General features: G+C 67.4%; 22 protein-coding genes. 20 read left to right on the forward strand and 2 right to left on the reverse strand.

Annotated features, from left to right (window positions below; translation table 11 throughout):
* Positions 1-253 precede the first annotated feature (253 nt).
* The 19 genes from HUW10_RS10095 (at position 254) to phnN (ending at position 16,391) form a co-directional block, all read left to right on the forward strand.
* Positions 254-1,258: a fatty acid desaturase gene (locus HUW10_RS10095; RefSeq protein WP_174503377.1), complete on the forward strand. Its 1,005-nt coding sequence runs from the start codon at positions 254-256 to the stop codon at positions 1,256-1,258.
* Positions 1,255-1,896: a cysteine hydrolase family protein gene (locus HUW10_RS10100; RefSeq protein ID WP_174503378.1), complete on the forward strand. Its 642-nt coding sequence runs from the start codon at positions 1,255-1,257 to the stop codon at positions 1,894-1,896. The genes HUW10_RS10095 and HUW10_RS10100 overlap by 4 nt, the downstream gene beginning before the upstream one ends.
* Positions 1,893-2,669 (forward strand): N-acyl homoserine lactonase family protein, encoded by a 777-nt coding sequence (locus HUW10_RS10105; RefSeq protein WP_174503379.1) that lies wholly within the window; start codon positions 1,893-1,895, stop codon positions 2,667-2,669. Before HUW10_RS10100 ends, HUW10_RS10105 begins: the two co-directional genes overlap by 4 nt.
* Positions 2,666-3,511 carry an ABC transporter permease gene (locus HUW10_RS10110; protein WP_201712607.1) on the forward strand — a complete coding sequence of 282 codons (846 nt, stop codon included), beginning with the start codon at positions 2,666-2,668 and terminating at the stop codon, positions 3,509-3,511. Before HUW10_RS10105 ends, HUW10_RS10110 begins: the two co-directional genes overlap by 4 nt.
* A complete protein-coding gene (locus tag HUW10_RS10115) occupies positions 3,508-4,329 on the forward strand; it encodes an ABC transporter ATP-binding protein (RefSeq protein WP_174503380.1) in 822 nt (273 codons plus the stop codon). Before HUW10_RS10110 ends, HUW10_RS10115 begins: the two co-directional genes overlap by 4 nt.
* A gap of 32 nt (positions 4,330-4,361) precedes the next feature.
* Positions 4,362-5,348 carry an ABC transporter substrate-binding protein gene (locus HUW10_RS10120; RefSeq protein WP_174503381.1) on the forward strand — a complete coding sequence of 329 codons (987 nt, stop codon included), beginning with the start codon at positions 4,362-4,364 and terminating at the stop codon, positions 5,346-5,348.
* 352 nt (positions 5,349-5,700) lie between these two features.
* Positions 5,701-6,441 (forward strand): hypothetical protein, encoded by a 741-nt coding sequence (locus tag HUW10_RS10125; protein WP_174503382.1) that lies wholly within the window; start codon positions 5,701-5,703, stop codon positions 6,439-6,441.
* Between the two features lie 64 nt (positions 6,442-6,505).
* Positions 6,506-6,823, forward strand: coding sequence for a hypothetical protein (locus HUW10_RS10130; protein WP_174503383.1), 318 nt, complete (start codon positions 6,506-6,508; stop codon positions 6,821-6,823).
* A 436-nt stretch (positions 6,824-7,259) separates the two neighbouring features.
* Entirely contained in the window at positions 7,260-8,072 is an 813-nt protein-coding gene (locus HUW10_RS10135; protein ID WP_174503384.1) for a winged helix-turn-helix domain-containing protein, read from the forward strand.
* A gap of 123 nt (positions 8,073-8,195) precedes the next feature.
* Positions 8,196-9,572, forward strand: a complete 1,377-nt coding sequence (locus tag HUW10_RS10140; protein ID WP_236656331.1) for an MFS transporter — start codon at positions 8,196-8,198, stop codon at positions 9,570-9,572.
* Positions 9,573-9,644: 72 nt separating this feature from the next.
* Complete coding sequence (phnG, locus tag HUW10_RS10145) at positions 9,645-10,091, forward strand: phosphonate C-P lyase system protein PhnG (protein ID WP_174503385.1); 447 nt, start codon at positions 9,645-9,647, stop codon at positions 10,089-10,091.
* Positions 10,092-10,098: 7 nt separating this feature from the next.
* The gene (phnH, locus tag HUW10_RS10150; RefSeq protein ID WP_174503386.1) at positions 10,099-10,662 is read left to right on the forward strand and encodes a phosphonate C-P lyase system protein PhnH; all 564 of its coding nucleotides are present in this window, start codon (positions 10,099-10,101) and stop codon (positions 10,660-10,662) included.
* 1 nt (position 10,663) lies between these two features.
* Positions 10,664-11,794, forward strand: coding sequence for a carbon-phosphorus lyase complex subunit PhnI (locus HUW10_RS10155; RefSeq protein ID WP_174503387.1), 1,131 nt, complete (start codon positions 10,664-10,666; stop codon positions 11,792-11,794).
* A complete protein-coding gene (locus HUW10_RS10160; protein ID WP_174503388.1) occupies positions 11,781-12,617 on the forward strand; it encodes an alpha-D-ribose 1-methylphosphonate 5-phosphate C-P-lyase PhnJ in 837 nt (278 codons plus the stop codon). The genes HUW10_RS10155 and HUW10_RS10160 overlap by 14 nt, the downstream gene beginning before the upstream one ends.
* Positions 12,614-13,378 (forward strand): ATP-binding cassette domain-containing protein, encoded by a 765-nt coding sequence (locus HUW10_RS10165; protein ID WP_174503389.1) that lies wholly within the window; start codon positions 12,614-12,616, stop codon positions 13,376-13,378. The genes HUW10_RS10160 and HUW10_RS10165 overlap by 4 nt, the downstream gene beginning before the upstream one ends.
* Positions 13,375-14,070, forward strand: coding sequence for a phosphonate C-P lyase system protein PhnL (gene phnL, locus HUW10_RS10170; RefSeq protein ID WP_174503390.1), 696 nt, complete (start codon positions 13,375-13,377; stop codon positions 14,068-14,070). The genes HUW10_RS10165 and phnL overlap by 4 nt, the downstream gene beginning before the upstream one ends.
* Positions 14,067-15,197 carry an alpha-D-ribose 1-methylphosphonate 5-triphosphate diphosphatase gene (locus tag HUW10_RS10175; RefSeq protein ID WP_174503391.1) on the forward strand — a complete coding sequence of 377 codons (1,131 nt, stop codon included), beginning with the start codon at positions 14,067-14,069 and terminating at the stop codon, positions 15,195-15,197. The genes phnL and HUW10_RS10175 overlap by 4 nt, the downstream gene beginning before the upstream one ends.
* Positions 15,190-15,855, forward strand: a complete 666-nt coding sequence (locus HUW10_RS10180) for a DUF1045 domain-containing protein (protein WP_174503392.1) — start codon at positions 15,190-15,192, stop codon at positions 15,853-15,855. The genes HUW10_RS10175 and HUW10_RS10180 overlap by 8 nt, the downstream gene beginning before the upstream one ends.
* Complete coding sequence (gene phnN / locus HUW10_RS10185) at positions 15,852-16,391, forward strand: phosphonate metabolism protein/1,5-bisphosphokinase (PRPP-forming) PhnN (RefSeq protein WP_174503393.1); 540 nt, start codon at positions 15,852-15,854, stop codon at positions 16,389-16,391. The genes HUW10_RS10180 and phnN overlap by 4 nt, the downstream gene beginning before the upstream one ends.
* Positions 16,392-16,413: 22 nt before the next feature.
* Here the strand turns inward: phnN and phnF are convergent, their stop codons facing one another.
* A complete protein-coding gene (gene phnF, locus HUW10_RS10190) occupies positions 16,414-17,151 on the reverse strand; it encodes a phosphonate metabolism transcriptional regulator PhnF (protein WP_174503394.1) in 738 nt (245 codons plus the stop codon).
* A 155-nt stretch (positions 17,152-17,306) separates the two neighbouring features.
* Between phnF and HUW10_RS10195 the strand changes: the two genes are divergently transcribed.
* A complete protein-coding gene (locus tag HUW10_RS10195; protein WP_174503395.1) occupies positions 17,307-17,960 on the forward strand; it encodes a DapH/DapD/GlmU-related protein in 654 nt (217 codons plus the stop codon).
* Here HUW10_RS10195 and HUW10_RS10200 read toward each other — a convergent pair.
* On the reverse strand, positions 17,944-18,882 hold the full coding sequence (locus tag HUW10_RS10200; RefSeq protein WP_174503396.1) for an AEC family transporter: 939 nt from the start codon (positions 18,880-18,882) through the stop codon (positions 17,944-17,946). The genes HUW10_RS10195 and HUW10_RS10200 overlap by 17 nt on opposite strands.
* Positions 18,883-18,932 lie beyond the last annotated feature (50 nt).

Raw genomic sequence — 18,932 nt, forward strand, 5'->3', positions numbered from 1 at the left:
CAACTGGCGTGCCAACGTAGGGGCCATCGCGGCAATGCCGTCGGCAGACGCAACTCCCGACGCACCCTCGGCGCCCATACGCCTCATTTGAGTATAAAATAGACTATTATAGACTATCTTATAATCATATAGATTATATTTTATTCTTTATCGTTTTACAAAGCTGAAAATACGTGCATTTTTCGGGCAAAAAGTGCAGGCCGCGTGATGGCACAAAGCTTGCGATGCTCACGGCGCATGTCGGGAGTACGTCATGAAGTCGCGCATTTTTCGCTATCCGGACGGCATCCTGCCGAATCTCTTCGCCCTGGCCTATGCCGTGCTGGGCTGGCTGGCCGGGATCGTCCTGATTGCCGCCGCCCCGCCGCAAGGCAAGATCTGCGGGATCCTGCTGATCGCCCATGCGCTGGCGATCGGCGCCTATCTCATTCACGAATGCCAGCACGGCACGATCTTCGCGACCGCGCGCGCCAATGACCGCCTCGGCGCCGCACTTGCCTGGATGTCGGGGGCGTGCATCGCGCCCTATGCCGGGCTGAAGGAAAAGCACCTCCGCCACCATGCCGACCGGATGGACGTCGTCAGTTTCGACTATCGGGCGGAACTGGCTGCCGGCCCGGCCTGGTTGCGCCGCGCCGTGCTCGCACTGGAATGGGCCTACGTGCCCGCCGTCGAGCTTCTCATGCGCGCCTTCATGGTCCGCAGCCGGTGGCGCGCCGGCCCGGCGGCACGCCGCGCGCTGGCGGGCGTGCTCGCGCTGCGCCTCGCCGCCTTCGCCGGCCTCGCCGCGATCTCGCCCTGGGCGGTGCCCTGCTACGCGATCGGCTACTGCATCTTCCTCCATATCCTGCGGTTCCAGGATGCGTTCCAGCACACGTTCGATCTCTACCACACGGCCGATTACGCGCCCGCGCCGCACGATCCGGTGCGCGACCGCGCCTATGAACAGGCCAACACCTATTCCGATGTCGTCAGCGCCGATCATCCGCTGCTGAACCTGCTTGTTCTCAACTTCGCCTATCACAACGCGCATCATGCCCGCCCGGCCGAACCCTGGTACCGGCTGGCGCGGCTGCACCTCAACCTCTTCGCCGATGACAGGGCCCAGGTCCTGCCGGTGCGCGCACTCCTCGCCAGCTATCATCGCCATCGCGTCACCCGTGTCCTCGCGCCGGATTGCGGCTTGGTGGCGCCGGAGGGCGACCGGGCCGGATCCTTCATCGGCGCCGTCGGCGTCTCCTTCCTCACCGCCGCATGAGCGCGCGCGCCGCCCTGCTGATCATCGACATGCAGCGCGATTTCTGCATGGCCGGCGGCTATGCCGATCGCGCCGGGCTCGACATCGCGCGCCTTGCCGGGCCAATCGCCCCCATCGCGCGCCTCGCCACGGCGTTTCGCGCGGCCGGCCTGCCGGTCATCTACACCCGCGAGGGCCATCGCCCCGATCTTGCCGATTGCGCGCCGGCCAAGCAGGCGCGCGCCCGCGCGGCGGGAGCGCCGATCGGCTCGCGCGGTCCGCTCGGCCGCGCCCTGATCCGCGGCGAATACGGGCATGACATCGTCGACGATCTCGCCCCGCACCTTGATGACATCATCGTCGACAAGCCGGGCTATTCCGCCTTTCACGCGACCGATCTCGATCACACGCTGCGTGCGCTCGGCATCGGGCGCCTCGTGCTGAGCGGTGTGACGACGGAGGTCTGCGTCCACTCCACGCTGCGTTCCGCGATCGATCGCGGCTATGACTGCGTGACCGTCGCCGATGCCACCGCCTGCGACGATCCCGCCCTGCACGCCGCCGTTCTCGGCCTGATCGCCAACGAATGCGGCATATTCGGAAGTGTCGCCGATACCGACACGGTCTGCGCCACGGTCTGCGCGAAGGTGCCCGCATGACATCCGTCCGCACCTTCCGCCCGCTGCTCACCGGCACCTACAGCTACGACAAGTCGATCTCGACGCGCGGCCGCGGCGCCGGCACGCTGATCGAAGCGCCGATCCTCGCCTACCTGATCGAGACCACGCAGGGCCGCATCCTCTACGATGTCGGCTGCGACTACCGCAAGATCGACGATCCGGCACTGCGCGCGCGCTTCTACGGCGACCTGCCGTTCCCACCCCCCGCCATGCCGGACGATCACCGCCTGCCCGCCCGCCTCGGCGCCCTCGGCCTCGACCCGCGCGACATCGACCTCGTCTTTCTCGGCCACCTGCATTTCGATCATGCCGGCGGGCTGCACGATTTTCCCCACGCCGAGATCCATGTCCATGAGGACGAACTCGCCGGCGCCGCCGAGCCCGGCGCGCGCGGCTATTTCCCCGACGATTTCGCCGGCGCCTGGCGCTGGCGCCCCCGCCGCGGCGAATACGATCTCGCCCCCGGCGTCACCGCGATCGAGACGCCGGGTCACACGGCGGGGCATATGTCGATGCTGGTCGAACTGCCGAAGGGCGCGCCGATCCTGCTCTGCGGCGACGCCGCCGATCTCGTCGAAAATCTCGACGAGGAAATCGCCCCCGGCCTGTGCTGGCAGGAGAACGAGGCGATGGCGGTGGCTTCGATCCGCGCGCTGAAATCCCGCGCCTGCGGCTGCGGTGCGACCCTCTGGCCGAATCACGACCTCGCCTTCTTCCGCGACCATGACTGCTTTCCGGGATTTTTCGAATGAGCGAGCGCATGGAAGCCGGCACCAAGGTGCGGCCCGCCCGCCTCGCGACCGGATCGCCGCACCCCAGCATCTGGCAGATCCGCACCAGGCTCGACCGGGGGCGCTATCTCACCCTCGCCACATCGAGCTTCGCCGCCCTGCTCATGGCCTGGTGGGCCATCACCGCCAGCGGCGCGGTCAACCCGATGTTCCTGCCCTCGCCCGCCGGCGTGATCGACGCGCTGGTGGCATGGTATCGCGACGGCACGCTGCTCGACGATATCGGCATCTCGCTCTGGCGCGTGTCCGCCGGCTTCGCGCTCTCGGCGGTGATGGCGGTGCCGCTCGGCCTCTATGTCGGCGCCTACCAGCCGGTGCGCGCGCTGTTCGAGCCGATCATGGAATTCGCGCGCTATCTGCCCGCCGTCGCCTTCGTGCCCCTGGTGCTGCTCTGGTTCGGCCTCGGCGAGACCGCGAAGATCATGCTGATCTGGATCGGCACCTTCTTCCAGATGGTGCTGATGATCGCCGAGGATGCGAGCCGCGTGCCGATGGCGCAGATCGAGGCGGCGCGCACGCTCGGCGCCAGCAACCACGAAATCCTCAACCTCGTCCTGCTGCGCTCGGCGCTGCCGGCGATGTTCGACACGCTGCGGATGACGCTCGGCTTCGCCTGGACCTATCTCGTCGTCGCCGAGCTCATCGCCGCGAATTCCGGCCTCGGCTTCGCGATCCTGCGCGCCCAGCGCTTCATGCAGACCGACCGGATTTTCGTCGGCATCATCCTGATCGGGCTGATCGGCCTGGTCACCGACCAGGCGGTGCGGCGTTTGCAAAAGCGCCTGTTCCCGTGGCGCGCATGACCGCGTCCGTCGTTCTCCAGGGTGTCACCAAGGTCTTCCCCGGCGGGTTCGCCGCCCTCTCGCCGATCGACCTCGCGATCGACCCGGGCAGCTTCGTCGCCATCGTCGGCGCCTCCGGTTGCGGCAAGTCGACGCTGCTGCGCATCATCGCCGGGCTCGAGTCCCGCAGTGCCGGGCGCGTCCTCGTCGATGGCGCGCCGGTCGAAGGTCCGGGCCGCGACCGGACGATGGTGTTCCAGGATTACAGCCTCTACCCCTGGCTCACGGTGATGCAGAACATCCGCTTCTGCCGCGCGCTCCGGGCGCACCGCAGCGAGGATGGCCGCCACGCGGAGGCCGAGGCCGAGCGCCGCAGCGTGGCACTCCTCAACCTGATGGGCCTCGCCCGCGTCGAACACGCCTGGCCGAGCCAGCTCTCGGGCGGCATGCGCCAGCGCGTCGCCATCGCCCGCGCGCTGATGGCGAAACCCCAGGTCCTGCTGATGGACGAACCCTTCGGCGCGCTCGACGCGCAAACCCGCGAGGTCATGCACGATCTCATCCTGCACGTGAAATCCGCCGAGAAGCGCACCATCATCTTCGTCACCCACGATGTCGAGGAGGCGGTCTACCTCGCCGACCGCGTCATCGTCCTCGCACCGCATCCCGGCCGGATCGACACGATCGAGACCATCCCCTTCGCCGCCCGCACGCGCGACCTGCGGCTCGACCCGCACTTCCTCGCCCTGCGCCAGCGCATCACCGAACGCATCCGCGCCACCGCCGGCATGGGCGGCGACCCCGACGGGCTCAGCGCCCTCGCCGCACCGGTCGCATGAAGCGGGATATCCCACAACAAAAGGAGGCTCTCTTGAAACGGATCTTCAGCCGTCTGCTCCTCGCATCCGCGATCGGCGTTGCAAGTGCCGCACCGCTCACCCCCGCCCGCGCCGCCGGCACCACGGTCAGCTTCGGCCTCAGCTCGTGGATCGGCTTCGCCCCGCTCTTCGTCGCCTCGGCGAAGCACTTCTTCGGCGACTACCCGATCCGCTTCGTCCACATGGACAGCGGGATCAACGCCGCCCTGATCTCCGGTGCGATCGATACCGCCGACATCTCGATGAACGAGGCGATCAACGACCGGGTGAAGGGCTTCCCGGTCAAGATCGTCATGCCGATCGACTATTCCGCCGGCGCTGACGCGATCGTGGCGAAGGATACGGTCAGGACCGTGGCCGACCTGCGCGGCAAGACCGTTCCGCTCGACACCGCCTCCTATTCCGAACTCCTGCTCTCCCATGCGCTGCACGGCGCGAAGCTCTCGCTCGCCGACGTGAAGCAGACCGACATGCCGGCCTCCGACATCCCCGCCGCCCTGCTCGGCGGCCATGCCGAAGCCGGGGTGACCTGGGCGCCGAACATCTCGATGATCACGGCGCACAAAGGCTTCCACGTGCTCTACACCTCGGCCGACGCACCCGGCCTGATCACCGACAATTTCGCGGCCAGGACCAGCTTCCTCAAGGCGCATCCCGGCGCGATGCCGGCGATCATCAAGGGATTCCTCGAAGGCTCGGCCTATATCCGGACCCACCCCGCCGCCTCCTACCGCATCATCGGCAAGGCGCTCGGCATCTCCCCGGCGGAGGCGAAGTCGCAATATGCAGGGGTGGTCAACCCCTCGCTGCGGCAGATGAAAGCCATGATGACCGGCGCGGGAGGCGAGACGATCATCCCCTACAAGCAGAACATCGCGATGGTGCGCGCGCTGATGATATCGCAGAAGCAGCTCGCCCCGTCGCAGACCATCGCCTGGGCCAGCCTGCTCGATCCGGCCTATGTCAGCGCCATGAAATAACCCGCGGCGCAGCTTCACCTCGAACGACCTCGCGCACGCGGTCGGCCCCAGGCCGGCCGCGTTTGTGCACCGCCGCCGGCATCCTGCCGCCGGGACAGTCATCCGGTATCGGCGCCCCAGGCGCCGCATGTTATTCGATCTGTCGAGCCATACCACGAAACCCCGGTTCTTAACTGCGAGGCGCTTCACTGCCAGATGCTTCACCGTATGGCTTTCTGCATGCGACGAAGCTACTGTCCCGACAGCTCGGGTTTTTCGCTGTTAGAGCACGACATCCGCCCGGATGATGCCCTCATCAGAGACTCCCTGAAACCTTGGGCCAATTTTCAACAACGATTCCGTGCGGTGCATTGTGGAACAAAATCGATCGCGTCGTGCAGCGGTATACGCTGCCTGGGGCCAGAAATTTGTCGAGGAAGCGGTGGTCAGTGCCAGGACGGCGCGTCGGTTCGGATTGGACCGAATCCTGATTACCAGCCCAGATTCTTCAAGGTTTCTCGATTGCGAAGATTTTACCGAAATCATCTATCACGATTTCAAATTGCAAGGACAATTGGCAAAAACCGAAATTTTTGCACGTCTCCCGGATTGCTACTCGAGTTTTGTATTCCTCGACACCGATACGCAAATCTTATTGGATATCAGCCAGGCATTCGAACGAGCCGAGCAGCATGGCATCGCTGCCGCGCAGGCCGCACATTATTCACTTGAGCATTTTTGGGGATTTGGATCGCATCTGGACAAAATCGGCTTCAGATCCAACGAATTATTACAGTATAATACCGGCGTGATATTCTTTTCCAGGCAACCAAAAGCGTGGCAGGTTCTGGAAAAATGGCACGAATTTTGTACCGAGGTGAAGGATGACGTCTCAGCCTGGGGCGATCAGCCATATCTGACGCTCGCAATGGAGTTGCTTCAGTTCAACCCGTACACGCTGTCGATCGCCTACAATTACAGGAATTTTGGCGAAATTGTCAGCGGGAAGATACGCATCTGGCATAGCCGGATCGCTCCTCCGGCGGATGTGAATACATTTGCCGATCCGTGGCCACCGCGACGGTTCAGAGATAGCCAGCGCCTGGGTGTATAGAGCATCGCCCGATCGGATAGAGTCATCTGACCGGGCAACGATGCCTCGGCCTCAACCCGGCGCGATGCCGGCGATCATCAAGGGATTCCTCGAAGGCTCGGCCTATATCCGGACCCACCCCGCCGCCTCCTGCCGCATCATCGGCAAGGCGCTCGGCATCTCCCCGGCGGACGCGAAGGCGCGATATGCCGGGGTGGGCAACCCCTCGCTGCGGCAGATGAACGCCATGATGACCGGCGCGGGAGGCGAAACGATCATCCCCTACAAGCAGAACATCGCGATGGTGCGCGCGCTGATGATATCGCAGAAGCAGCTCGCCCCGTCGCTGCGCATCGCCTGGGCCAGCCTGGTCGGTCCGGCCTATGTCAACCCGCTGAGATAACGCGGGGCGCCGCCGCGCCACTGATGACTCCCCCCACGCGGTCGGCCCCATACCGGCCGCGTTTTTGCGTCGCCGGATTGCGGTCGCACAGACGTCCGCCGACCGCGACTCTCGCTCCCACTGCGGCTCGGGGCCGATGGCAGAAGTATAAATTTTAAGAATGATGCCGGATGTATCCACATAAACAGAATGAATATTAATCCAAAACATATTCTTCGATATCGAAATAAAAACTTTTTTGATTTTAACAATCACAAAATTGTATATTTTATAAAATATTAATAAAATAATCAGCAAAACATTTTTGAGTTGAAGAATAATTAAATTCACGATTTATTCTTGAAAATAAAAAATTTATATTGATTTAGAACGAACATACCGATACGAAATCATCCAAAGAAACGAACTCTGATAAACCTCAAGGAAAGAAACGACTATGTCTGTCCATATCGGTCAAAACGACAAAATTCATACCCGAAATGAGTTATCTTTTACAATTATCTACACACACAATACAAATAATGATCAGATAATTCAACAATTAAATGGTCTCAACATAAATTTTTTACCGTACGAAGATGATTATTTTGACGACCATATTTTCATGAGCGACCCTTCAGAAATGTATATATTTTACATGAAGGATCTTGATATCGGCCTCCTGTCGCGAATTATCGAAGTCAAGAGAATGACCGCCAAGCCGATTGTCGTCATATCCGACGAACATGACAGTACGTTGGAGGTTTCAGTTCTTAGACTCGGCGCCGATGATTACTGGAGTGCCATCAATTCAAAAGAAATATTCCGGATCAGGACCGAGAAATTTCTACAGCAATTCAGGAGAAAATATTACCAAGCATTTTCCCGGAGCGGAGCAATAATTCGAAAAGGCCAAACACTAAATGCAGACAAAAAGTGGCATGATTTCTTTACACCCTACGAATTTCTTGCACTCACAACGCTTATCGAAAACCAGGGTGAAATCATTCCTCGAGATGAGCTGTCTCTCCTTGTGAGAGGGCGAACCTCGACCAACAACGAAGCCTCGCGCGACCGCTCTGCCGACAACCTGCTGTCGCGGATCCGCAGCAAGCTGAAGCGGCTCGGCGTCTACAAGAACGACATCAAATGCTTCAACGGCGTCGGCTATGCGTTCATCGGCGACAGGGACGAACTCGTGACCGCGCTTGACGCCCGGTTCGCGGACAGCACCTCCCCGACGCCGGACAGCGGCGCCGCCCGCCCCTGAGGAGATGCCCCGCAAGGCCGGGTCCACGCCCGGCCTGCGGCACCCTTTCATCAATCTTTCCCGCGAAGTCCACAAAGCTGTCATGCGATTCGTCTAGACGACTCCCAAACTCAACGGGAGAACATGACCATGGCGACCAGTTTTTCCTCGCTCGACGAGGAGCGCTTCAAGTCGTTCCACTGGCGGGCGATCGTGACAACCGGCCTCGGCGTCTTCTGCGACGGGTACGATCTCTCCTCGATCGGCATCGTCCTGCCGCTGGTGCTCGGCTCGTTCGGAATCGCGAAAATGGGCGGGCTCGAAGCCGCCATGCTCGCCGCCTCCGCCCTGGTGGGAGCGGCGGTCGGCGCGCTGATCTTCGGCCTGCTCGGCCAGAACGGCCGCAAGCGCTTCTATGGTCTCGACGTGCTGCTGATGGGCGTCATGGCCGTGGCCCAGGCCTTCGCCCCCGACCTCACCTGGCTGATCGCGATCCGCTTCGTGCTCGGCATCGGCATCGGCGCCGACTACGTTCTCTCGCCGACCATCATGGCCGAACACGCCAACCGCGCCGATCGCGGCCGCTCCATCGGCGTCGGCTTCGCGGTGATGTGGCCGCTTGGCGCCTTCGTCGCCGGCCTGCTCAACCTGCTGCTCGCCGGGCTCGGCGTGTCGCACGACCTGCAATGGCGCCTCGTTCTCGCCGCCGGCGCGATCCCGGCCTTCTCGGTGCTCTATCTGCGCCGCGCGATGCCGGAAACCGCCCGCTACCTCGCCCGCCTCGCCGCCGACCCGGGCGCTGCGGTCGATGTCATCCGCCAGATCAGCGGGCAGACCGTCCGCGCCCCCAAGGCGGACAGCCGCCCCTTCGGCCAGGTCTTCGCCGCCCATGCGCAGGTGATCCTCTCGGCCGCCCTGCTCTGGCTGGTGTTCGACATCGTGATCTATTCCGGCATCCTGTTCGGCCCCTCGCTGATCGCCAAGAGCCTGGGCATGGGACCGATCGAGTTCAGCCTGGTGATGCAGGCGGTGTTCGGCATCCCGAGCGCGCTGTTCTACGCCTTCCGCGTTCTCGACCGGGTCGGCCGCAAGCCGCTGCAAGTCTGGGGCTTCGTCGGCGCCGCGGCCATGCTGGTGCTGTTCGCCGTGCTGAAGCAGAACCTCGCCACGCTGCCGCTGCTCGGCCTGATCGTCTACGGGCTCTACACGGTCGCGATCAACGGTCCGGCAACGGTAAGCGGCGCCGGCATTCTCGGCGTCGAACTCAGCCCGACCCGGGTGCGCACCTTCGGCCAAGCGATCACCGTCATCGGCGGGCGCACCGGCGCGTCGATCAGCGCCTTCCTGTTCCCGCTGCTGTTCACCCGCCTCGGCGAGGTCGGCGTGATCGCCCTGCTCGCGATCGTCTCCCTCCTCGGCGCGGTCCTCACCCGGATTCTGGTGCCGGAGACCGCCGGCATCTCCCTCGAAGAGATCAACAACGACGATCTCGACGCGGTGGCGACCCCGCAAACCGCCTGAACCATCGGGGCGCGCCGGAATTCCACCGGCGCGCCTTTTCCAAAGCCTGAAACTCATATAGACATCTATACCATGAATGCACCACAACCCGCGCGCGCCGCCTGGCTCGGCCTCCTCGCCCGCTCCCCGCGCGGCGCGATCGAGGCCCGCCTCGCCGATGCCCCCGCCTTGCCCGGCTTCGTCCGGCTGCGCGGGCCGGAGATCGGCATGTCGATGGTGCGCGGCCGCGCCGGCGGCGGTGGCGCCGCCTTCAATCTCGGCGAAATGACGATCGCCCGCTGCTCGATCCGCGACGAGGACGGGTTCGTCGGCCATGGCTACGTCGCCGGGCGGGACGGCGATCTGGCGGAGCTGATCGCCCGGCTCGACGCCGCATTGCAAAATGCGGCGCGTCACCCGGCACTGCACGCGGCGCTGCTCGCCCCTCTCGCCGCGGACGAGGCAACCCGCCGCGCGGCGGACGAGGCCAGGGCCGCCGGCACCGAAGTCCGCTTCTTCACCCTGGCGACGATGCGATGAGGCCGCGATGAACACCCTCACCCCCGGCTTCGCCTCGCCGCTCGACGCCCAGGCCTGTTTCCGCGCCCTGCTCACCGCGTTCGGCGATCCCGGCCGGGCCATCACCCTCGCCGATGGCCTCGCCCCACCGGCCGGCCTGTCCATCGCGGCGGCTGCGGTGCTGCTGACACTGGCCGACGCCACGACGACACTCGCCGCCGACCTGCCGGCGCCCGTATTGCACTGGCTCGGCTTTCACACCGGCGCCCCCTTCACCACCCCGGAAGCGGCCGAATTCTGCCTCGCCGGCAGCGCGCCGCCGCTCGCCAGCCTCCGCCAGGGCAGCGAAACCGCGCCGGAACACGGAGCAACCCTCATTCTCGACCTGCCGGATCTCGACACCGGGCGGCGCTGCCGCCTCAGCGGCCCCGGCCTCGCCGCCCCGCGCGAGACGACCCTGCCACTGCCCGCCGCCTTTCTCGCCGACTGGGCCGAACAGCGCCTTCAGGCGCCGCGCGGCGTCGATGTGCTGCTCTGCGCCGGCCGCCGGCTGCTCGCCCTGCCGCGCAGCCTCGCCATCGAGGCCGCCTAGCATGTATGTCGCGGTCAAGGGCGGCGAGCGGGCGATCGACGCCGCCCATCGCTGGATGGCGGAAGAGCGGCGCGGCGATCCGGCGCTGCCCCAGATCACCACAGCGCAGATCGCCGCCCAGCTCGGCCGCGCGGTTGACCGGGTGATGGCGGAGGGCGCGCTTTACGACCGCGAACTTGCCGCACGGGCGATCCGCCAGGCCCAGGGCGACCTGATCGAGGCCGCGTTCCTGCTGCGGGCCAGCCGCGCGACCCTGCCGCGCCTCGTCGACTCCGAGCCGGTCGATACCGGGGCGATGCGCGCGAAACGGCGGATTTCGGCGGTGTTCAAGGATCTTCCCGGCGGCCAGCGCCTCGGCCCGACCATGGACTACACCCATCGCCTGCTCGACCCGGACGCCGCCGACCCCGCCGCCGGCCAATTCGCCCCGCCAGAGGCCACGCCCGAGGCCACACCCGAGGCGCAAGCAACGCCCACGTCCCTGCCGCGGGTGATGGCGATGCTCGGCGCCGATGCGTTGATCGAGCCGGATGGCGACACGTTGATCCAGCCGGACGGCAATCCGGCGGCGCCGCTGCCGCCGGACCTGACGATGGCGCCGCTCGGCTTCCCCGCCCCGCGCGCGCTGCGGCTGCAAGCCCTCGCGCGCGGCGACGAGGGCTTCCTGCTCGCGCTCGGCTATTCCACCCAGCGCGGCTATGGCAACAACCATCCCTTCGTCGGCGAGTTGCGGATGGGCGAGGTGGCGGTCAACCTCGTCCCGCCCGAACTCGGCTTCGCGATCGAGATCGGCGAGATCACGCTGACCGAATGCGAAATGGTCAACCAGTTCGCCGGCAGCCGCAGCGTGCCGGCGCAATTCACCCGCGGCTACGGTCTCTGCTTCGGCCATGCCGACCGCAAGGCGATCTCGATGGCGCTGGTCGACCGGGCGATGCGCGCCGCCGAACTGGGCGAAGACGTCTCCGCCCCGGCGCAGCAGGTCGAGTTCGTGCTCTCGCATTGCGACAATATCGAGGCGACCGGCTTCGTCGAGCATCTCAAGCTGCCGCACCATGTCGACTTCCAGAGCGAGCTGGAAACCATCCGCGCCCTGCGCGCCATCGCGGGAGACGACGATGCAGCTGTATAACTTCGCCTATCTCGACGAGCACACCAAGCGGATGATCCGCCGCGCCATCCTCAAGGCGGTGGCGATCCCGGGCCACCAGATCCCCTTCGCCAGCCGCGAGATGCCGCTGCCCTATGGCTGGGGCACCGGCGGCATCCAGGTCACCGCCGCCATCCTCGGCCCCGACGACGTGCTGAAAGTGATCGACCAGGGTGCGGACGACACCACCAACGCCGTCTCGATCCGCCGCTTCTTCGCCCGCACCAGCGCCGTCCGCACCACCACCCGCACGCAAGAGGCGACGGTGATCCAGACCCGGCACCGGATTCCCGAAGCCGCCCTGCGCGCCGGGCAGATTATCGTGTATCAGGTGCCGATCCCCGAGCCGCTCTACCGCCTCACCCCCTCGCGCGCCGATGCGGCCCGGATGCACGCCCTGGCCGATTACGGCGCCATGCATGTGCGGCTCTACGAGGATATCGCGCGGCACGGCCGGGTCGCCCTCGCCTACGACTATCCGGTGATGGTCAATGGCCGCTACCTGATGTCGCCCTCGCCAATCCCCGCCTACGACAATCCGAAACTGCACATGAACCCCGCCCTGCAACTCTTCGGCGCCGGGCGCGAGAAGCGCATCTACGCCCTGCCGCCCTATACCGACGTGCGCCCGCTCGATTTCGAGGACCACAAGTTCGACCCGCACCGCGCCGATGCCGCCTGCGATCTCTGCGGCGCCGCGGACACCTATCTCGACGAGCTGATCGCCGATGACAGCGGACGCCGCCGCTTCATCTGCTCGGATACCGACAGCTGCGAAACCCGCCGCGAGGGGGGCGGCGCATGACGCTGATGGCCGCCGAGCGGATCACCAGGCGCTTCGGCGCGGTGGCGGCGCTGGAGGATGTCTCGCTCGCGATCGCGCGGCGCGAGATCGTCGCCATCGTCGGCGAGAGCGGCTCGGGCAAGTCCACCCTGCTCAACGTCATGAGCGGGCGGCTCGCGCCGGATTCCGGCAGCGTCAGCTACGACAGCGGCGCCGGCCTCGCGCCGATCGGCGCCGGCGGCGAGGCCGCGCTGCTCGACCTGCAACGCCGGCGCTGGGGCTTCGTCGCCCAGGAGCCGCGCCTTGCCCTGCGCATGAACGTCTCGGCCGGCGGCAATATCGGCGAGCGGCTGATGGTCGCCGGAGCGCGCAACTATGGCGCCATCCGCGCCGCCGCCAGCCGCTGGCTCGAAACCGTCGAGATCGATCCCGCCCGGATCGACGAACTGCCGCGCGGCTTCTCCGGCGGCATGCTCCAGCGCCTGCAGATCGCCGCCACCCTCGTCACCGAGCCCGAGCTGGTGTTCATGGACGAGCCGACCGGCGGGCTCGACGTCTCGGTGCAGGCCCGCATCCTCGATCTCGTGCGCGGGCTGGTGCGCCGGCTCGGCGTCGCCGTGCTGATCGTCACCCACGATATCGGCGTCGCGCGGCTGCTGGCCGACCGCATCGTGGTGATGCGCCGGGGCCGCATCGTCGAAACCGGCCTCGCCGACCAGGTGCTGGACGATCCGCAGCACGAATACACCCAGCTCCTCGTCGCCTCGGTGCTGCCGGCATGATCGCGCTCGAAGCCAGCGGCATCGCCAAGAGCTTCGTGCTGCACCTGCAGCGCGGCGTCCGCCTCGGCGTGCTGCGCGATGCGGCCCTCACCCTGCGCGCCGGCGAATGCGTCGCCCTCACCGGCCCCTCCGGCGCGGGAAAATCGACGCTGCTGCGCGCCCTCTACGGCAATTACCGGACCGATGCCGGCTCGATCCGGGTGCGCCATCGCGGCGCCATGGTCGAGCTGGCCGGCGCTCCCGCCGCGCACGTGATCGAGATCCGCCGCGAGACGATCGGCCATGTCTCGCAGTTCCTCCGCGCCATGCCCCGGGTTCCCGCGCGCGACATCGTCGCCGCCCCCCTGCTCGAACGCGGGATGGACGAGGCGGCGGCGCGGGCGCGGGCCGAGGCGATGCTCGACGCTCTCGGCATTCCCCCGGCGCTGCACAATCTGCCGCCGGTCACGTTTTCCGGCGGCGAGCAGCAGCGGGTCAATCTCGCCCGCGGCTTCGCCGGCGACTGGCCGATCCTGCTGCTCGACGAGCCGACCGCCTCGCTCGATGCCGCCAATCGTGACCGCGTGATCGCGCTGATGCGCGCCGCACGGTCTCGCGGCGCGGCGCTGCTCGGGATATTCCATGACAAGCTCGTGCGCGACGCGATCGCCGATGCCGAGCTTCGTCTCGAACCGCTGAAGGAACAAGCATGACCCGCCTCGGCAATGCCCGCCTCGTCCTCGACAACGAGATCCGCCCCGGCGGCGTCGTCTTCGCCGGCGGCCTGATCGGCGAGATCGGCGAGATCGGCCCGGGCGGCGATGGCCTCGATCTCGAGGGCGATTATCTCATCCCCGGCATCATCGACCTGCACACCGACAATCTCGAACGCCAGACCCAGCCGCGCGCCAATGCCCGCTGGCCCTCGCGCTCGGCCCTCGTCGCGCACGACGCGCAATGCATCGCCGCCGGCATCACCACCGTGTTCGACGCGCTCTGCCTCGGCGATATCGGCTTCGGCAAGGCGCGCAACCAGACCTTCGAGGACGCGGTGATCGACATCGCGGCGCTGCGCCGGCAGGGCGCGCTGCGCGCCGAGCATTTCCTGCACCTGCGCTGCGAGCTGCCGGCCGAGGAAATGCCCGAGATGCTCGCCCGCGCGATCGAGGACACCCATGTCCGCCTGGTCTCGCTGATGGACCACACGCCCGGCCTCAGCGGCCAGTATGGCGATCTCGTCCGCTACCGCGAGATGCGCCGCGCCGAGGGTCTGGCCCCGGCCGAGGTCGAAACCGTGATCGCCGAGTTGCAGGGCAATCACCACGCCTTCCACGCCACCAACCGCGCGCTGGTGATCGCCGAGGCCCGGGCCCGTGGCATTCCCCTCGCCTCGCATGACGACGCGACCGAGACGGAAATCGCCCGCAACGCCGCCGAGGGCATCGGCATCACCGAGTTTCCGGTCTCGCTGCAGGCGGCGCGGGCGGCGCGGGCGCGGGGCATGCGCAGCATCGCCGGGGCGCCGAACCTCGTGCGCGGCGGTTCGCATTCGGGCAATGTCGCGGTGATCGACCTGGTGCGCGAGGACCTGCTCGACGCGCTGGCCTCGGACTATGTGCCGGGCGCGATGCTGGAAGCCGCCTTCATCGCCGCCGCCGCTCGTGCCGCCTCGCTGCCGGCGGCGATCGGCCTGATCACCTCCGGCCCCGCGGCGATCGCGGGTCTGGCCGATCGCGGCCGCATCGCCCCCGGCCTGCGGGCCGATCTCGTGCAGGTCCGGCTGCATGAGGGCCTGCCGGTGGTGCGCGCGGTCTGGCGCGGCGGGGTGCGCGTTGGCTGAGCCGCACCGCGCCGCGATCTACTACGTCCCGGCGGCGGACGATCCGCTCTGGCCCCTCGGCTGCGCCTGGCTCGGCCGCGACCCCGAACGCGAGACCGCGCTGGAACAGCCCGCGGTGCAGCACCTCGCCGCCTTCACCGAATCCCCCCGGCGCTACGGCTTGCACGCGACGCTGAAACCGCCGATGGCGCTCGCCGCCGGGCTCGATGCCTTCCTCGCCGATGCCGCGTCCCTCGCCGCATCCCTGCGCGGCTTCGACCTGCCGCCGCTCGCCATCGCCGATCTCGACGGGTTTCTCGCCCTCACCCTCGCAGCCCCCTGCCCGCCGATGCACGACCTCGCCGATCGCTGCGTCGCGGACCTCGACCATCACCGTCGCCCCGAGAGTGCCGAGGCGCAGGCGCGCCGCGCCGCCGGGCGCAGCGCCGAAGAGCGCGAGAACATCGCCCGCTGGGGCTATCCGCTGGTCTTCGGCGCGTTCCGCTTCCACATGACGCTGAGCGAACGGCCGCACGCCGCCTCGCTCGCCGCGGCGGCCCACGCGCATTTCGCCGGCAGCCTGGACCGCAAGCGGCGCGTGAATGCCATCGCGGTCTTCACCGAGGCCGGGCCGGGCGCGCCGATGCGCCTGCTCCGCCGCCTGCCCTTCGGCGGATGACGGCGCAGCCCGGCTGCCTCGTGCTGATCGTCGGCCCCTCCGGCGCCGGCAAGGACACGGTGATGCGCGCCGCGCGCGAGGCCCTTTCCGGCACATCCGGCTTCCTGTTTCCCCGCCGGATCATCACCCGCCCGGCGGATGACGCCGAGGATCACCTGCCCGTCACACCGGCGGAATTCGCGACCCACGCCTTCGCGCTCAGCTGGCAGGCGCACGGGCTGAGCTACGGCATCCCCGCGACGATCCTGGCCGCACTCGCCGCAGGAGACGTGGTGGTGGCGAACGTCTCCCGCGCCGTGGTGGCCGAGGCGCGGCGGCGTTTCCGCTGCCATGTCGTCGAGATCACCGCATCGGCCCCGGTGCTGGCGTCCCGCCTCGCCCGGCGCGGCCGCGAAACCGAAGCCGACATCGCAGCCCGGCTCGCCCGCGCCGCCGCCGCATCCGGCGCCGATGAAACCATCGTCAACGAAACCACCCCCGCCGCCGCCGGCGCGCGTCTCGCCGCGATCCTGCGCCGCTGCGCCGGGGGTAGCTAAAGCACGACCAGCCGCCGCGCCCTCAGCTGTCGAACACGAGCTGCACGCGCGGCGCCGGATAGCACGCGATCCCGTATTCCACCGGCCGCCCCGCCGCGACGTTGAGCGATTCCGTGGCCAGCAGCGGCGCGGTCCGCGCCATCCGCAGCAGCCGCGCCTCCCGTGCATCGGGCAGGCGGGCGCTCACCCGCGTCCAGGTCCGCGTGTAATCCGCGATGCCGATGGCGGCGAGCGAGGCGGTCACCGAGCCATGCGCCCGCAGCGCCGCCAGCAGCCCGGCGACGCGATCCGCCGGGAAAACATGGCGCGAGAGCGAAACCGCCAGCGCATCCGCGGTGCCGACGCGCTCCAGCACGATCACCCGCCCGCCTTCCTCGATCTCCAGCGCCGCGGCCACGGCGGCGGCCTCGCCCTCCAATGCGGCGAGCGGGATCTCCTCCAGCCGCAGGACGCGCCGGAGCGGCGTGCGGTGATGGCCGCGCACCCATTCGGAAAACCGCGGCCGCTGGCCGATCCGGTAGTCCAGCACCGCATCGGCGGCGAACGAGCCGCGGCCATGCTCGGTGCGGATCAGCCCGGCATTGGCGAGTTCGACCAGAGCGCGGCGGATCGTGTGGCGGTTCACCCCGAAGCGCGCGGCCAGCAGGGTTTCGGTGGGCAGGCGCGGGTCGTCCCGATAGGCCCCGGCCGCGATCTCGCCGGCCAGCGCCTCGGCGATCTGGCTCCACAGCGCCTCGCCGGGCTTGCGTTCGATTGTCATTCCCCGTCAATGCCGCAAAACCCCGCGCCTGTCCTCACCCCCGCCGCCGCCCGCGCGAACGCCGCGAATTTCATCGGCCTGACACACAGCGGGGTTTGCGCGGCGGCGCCATCCCGGCGCATCCTGCTTGCCGCATCGCGGAGACCCTCATCGCCATGGACCCATCGCGCCCCAAGCTCGCCGAAACCGCGATCGACCCCGATGCGCGCCTGCGCGAGGCAACGCTGGGCCGGCGCTGCGAGGTGCTGCGCGGGGCCCGCATCGAATACGCGACGATCGGCGACTATTCCTATCTCGGCGAATATTGCGAGGTGGCGGATGCCACGATCGGCCGCTTCGCCGCCATCGCCAACGCGGTGCGGATCGGCGCGCCGAACCACCCGATGGGCCGGCCGAGCCAGCATCGCTTCACCTATGTCCCCGAATATTACGAGCCGGGGCAGCAGCGGGATGCCGCCTTCTTCGCCGCCCGGCGCGGCGCGCGCGTGACGATCGGCCACGATGTCTGGATCGGCCATGGCGCCACCGTGCTGCCGGGGGTGAGTGTGGGCGATGGCGCGGTGATCGCCGCCGGTGCCGTGGTCAGCCGCGATGTCGAACCCTATGTCGTGGTCGGCGGCGTCCCGGCGCGGCCGATCCGCGAGCGCTTCCCGCGCGAGATCGCCGCCCGGCTGCGCGCCATCGCCTGGTGGAACTGGCCGGACGAGGTGCTGTTCGCCCGCATCGACGCGTTCCGCGACGAGGACATCGCCGCCTTCTGCGACCGCTTCGGCGAGAGCGATGATCCGGGCGTCATGCAGCGCCCGTGACATACAGATAGGCCGAGATGCTGAGCAGCGAGAGCACGGTCGAGGCGAGGATCACGCTCGAGGTCATCGTCGCCTCCCGCCGGTAATACTCGGCCAGCATGAACGGCCCGGTGCCCGTCGGCAGCGCCGCCAGCAAGGTCGCGGTATGCGCGAGCGGCAGCGGCAGCTCGAACACGAAACTCGCCAGCACCCAGGTCAGCGCCGGCTGCACCACCAGCTTGCAGCCGACCAGCGCGCTGGCCGCGCCAAGGTCCAGCATCCCCTCCCGGGTTTCGGCGAGGAACAGGCCGAGCGCGACCAGCGCGCAGGGCGAGGCCGCCGCCCCCAGCAGCTTCAGGAACGATTCCATCGCCGCCGGAATCCCGACCCCGCTCAGCGGCACCAGCGCGCCGAGCAGCGGGGCGACCAGCAGCGGATTGCGCCCGAGCGACCGCGCGATCGTCCGGATCACCCGGAAGGCGCCGCGCTCGGTCTGCAACCCGATCTCGATCAGCACGATCGCCGCGCCGAACAGCACGCACACGGTCACGATCGTCGCGACCAGCGTTGGCCCCAGCGCCCCGCGCCCGATCGCGACGACCACGAGCGGAAACCCGATGAAACCGACATTCGCATAGCCGGCGTTCAGCCCGTCGATCGCCGCATCCGCCAGATGCTGCGCGCGGCGCAGCCGCAGCAGCACGGTCAGCCCGAACACCGCGATGCAGCCGAGGGCGAACACGGCGATGAAGCCGGGCTGCCAGATCTGCGACCATTTTGCATGGGCGATGATGTCGAACAGCAGCGCCGGCAGCGCGAGATAGACCACGAAACGGTTCAGCTCCGAGGTCGCCCCCGGGCCCAGCACGCCGAGGCGCCGCGCCAGCCAGCCGGCGAGGATCAGCGCGAAAACCGGGGTCACGATGGTGAGGATCGAGAACATGGCCGCGCGTGTAGACAGGCGGATCGATGCTGTCTAATGCCAATTCACGT

The sequence above is a fragment of the Acidiphilium sp. C61 genome (assembly GCF_905116885.1).
GTDB lineage: Bacteria > Pseudomonadota > Alphaproteobacteria > Acetobacterales > Acetobacteraceae > Acidiphilium.

Coding starts and splice junctions, on each gene's coding strand:
- HUW10_RS10160 (WP_174503388.1), top strand. CDS start 11,781: ATGCAGCTGTATAACTTCGCCTATCTCGACGAGCACACCAAGCGGATG.
- HUW10_RS10200 (WP_174503396.1), bottom strand. CDS start 18,882: ATGTTCTCGATCCTCACCATCGTGACCCCGGTTTTCGCGCTGATCCTC.
- HUW10_RS10195 (WP_174503395.1), top strand. CDS start 17,307: ATGGACCCATCGCGCCCCAAGCTCGCCGAAACCGCGATCGACCCCGAT.
- HUW10_RS10100 (WP_174503378.1), top strand. CDS start 1,255: ATGAGCGCGCGCGCCGCCCTGCTGATCATCGACATGCAGCGCGATTTC.
- HUW10_RS10105 (WP_174503379.1), top strand. CDS start 1,893: ATGACATCCGTCCGCACCTTCCGCCCGCTGCTCACCGGCACCTACAGC.
- HUW10_RS10155 (WP_174503387.1), top strand. CDS start 10,664: ATGTATGTCGCGGTCAAGGGCGGCGAGCGGGCGATCGACGCCGCCCAT.
- phnF (WP_174503394.1), bottom strand. CDS start 17,151: ATGACAATCGAACGCAAGCCCGGCGAGGCGCTGTGGAGCCAGATCGCC.
- HUW10_RS10115 (WP_174503380.1), top strand. CDS start 3,508: ATGACCGCGTCCGTCGTTCTCCAGGGTGTCACCAAGGTCTTCCCCGGC.
- HUW10_RS10110 (WP_201712607.1), top strand. CDS start 2,666: ATGAGCGAGCGCATGGAAGCCGGCACCAAGGTGCGGCCCGCCCGCCTC.
- HUW10_RS10175 (WP_174503391.1), top strand. CDS start 14,067: ATGACCCGCCTCGGCAATGCCCGCCTCGTCCTCGACAACGAGATCCGC.
- HUW10_RS10165 (WP_174503389.1), top strand. CDS start 12,614: ATGACGCTGATGGCCGCCGAGCGGATCACCAGGCGCTTCGGCGCGGTG.
- HUW10_RS10130 (WP_174503383.1), top strand. CDS start 6,506: ATGCCGGCGATCATCAAGGGATTCCTCGAAGGCTCGGCCTATATCCGG.
- phnH (WP_174503386.1), top strand. CDS start 10,099: ATGAACACCCTCACCCCCGGCTTCGCCTCGCCGCTCGACGCCCAGGCC.
- phnL (WP_174503390.1), top strand. CDS start 13,375: ATGATCGCGCTCGAAGCCAGCGGCATCGCCAAGAGCTTCGTGCTGCAC.
- HUW10_RS10135 (WP_174503384.1), top strand. CDS start 7,260: ATGTCTGTCCATATCGGTCAAAACGACAAAATTCATACCCGAAATGAG.
- phnN (WP_174503393.1), top strand. CDS start 15,852: ATGACGGCGCAGCCCGGCTGCCTCGTGCTGATCGTCGGCCCCTCCGGC.
- phnG (WP_174503385.1), top strand. CDS start 9,645: ATGAATGCACCACAACCCGCGCGCGCCGCCTGGCTCGGCCTCCTCGCC.
- HUW10_RS10095 (WP_174503377.1), top strand. CDS start 254: ATGAAGTCGCGCATTTTTCGCTATCCGGACGGCATCCTGCCGAATCTC.
- HUW10_RS10140 (WP_236656331.1), top strand. CDS start 8,196: ATGACCATGGCGACCAGTTTTTCCTCGCTCGACGAGGAGCGCTTCAAG.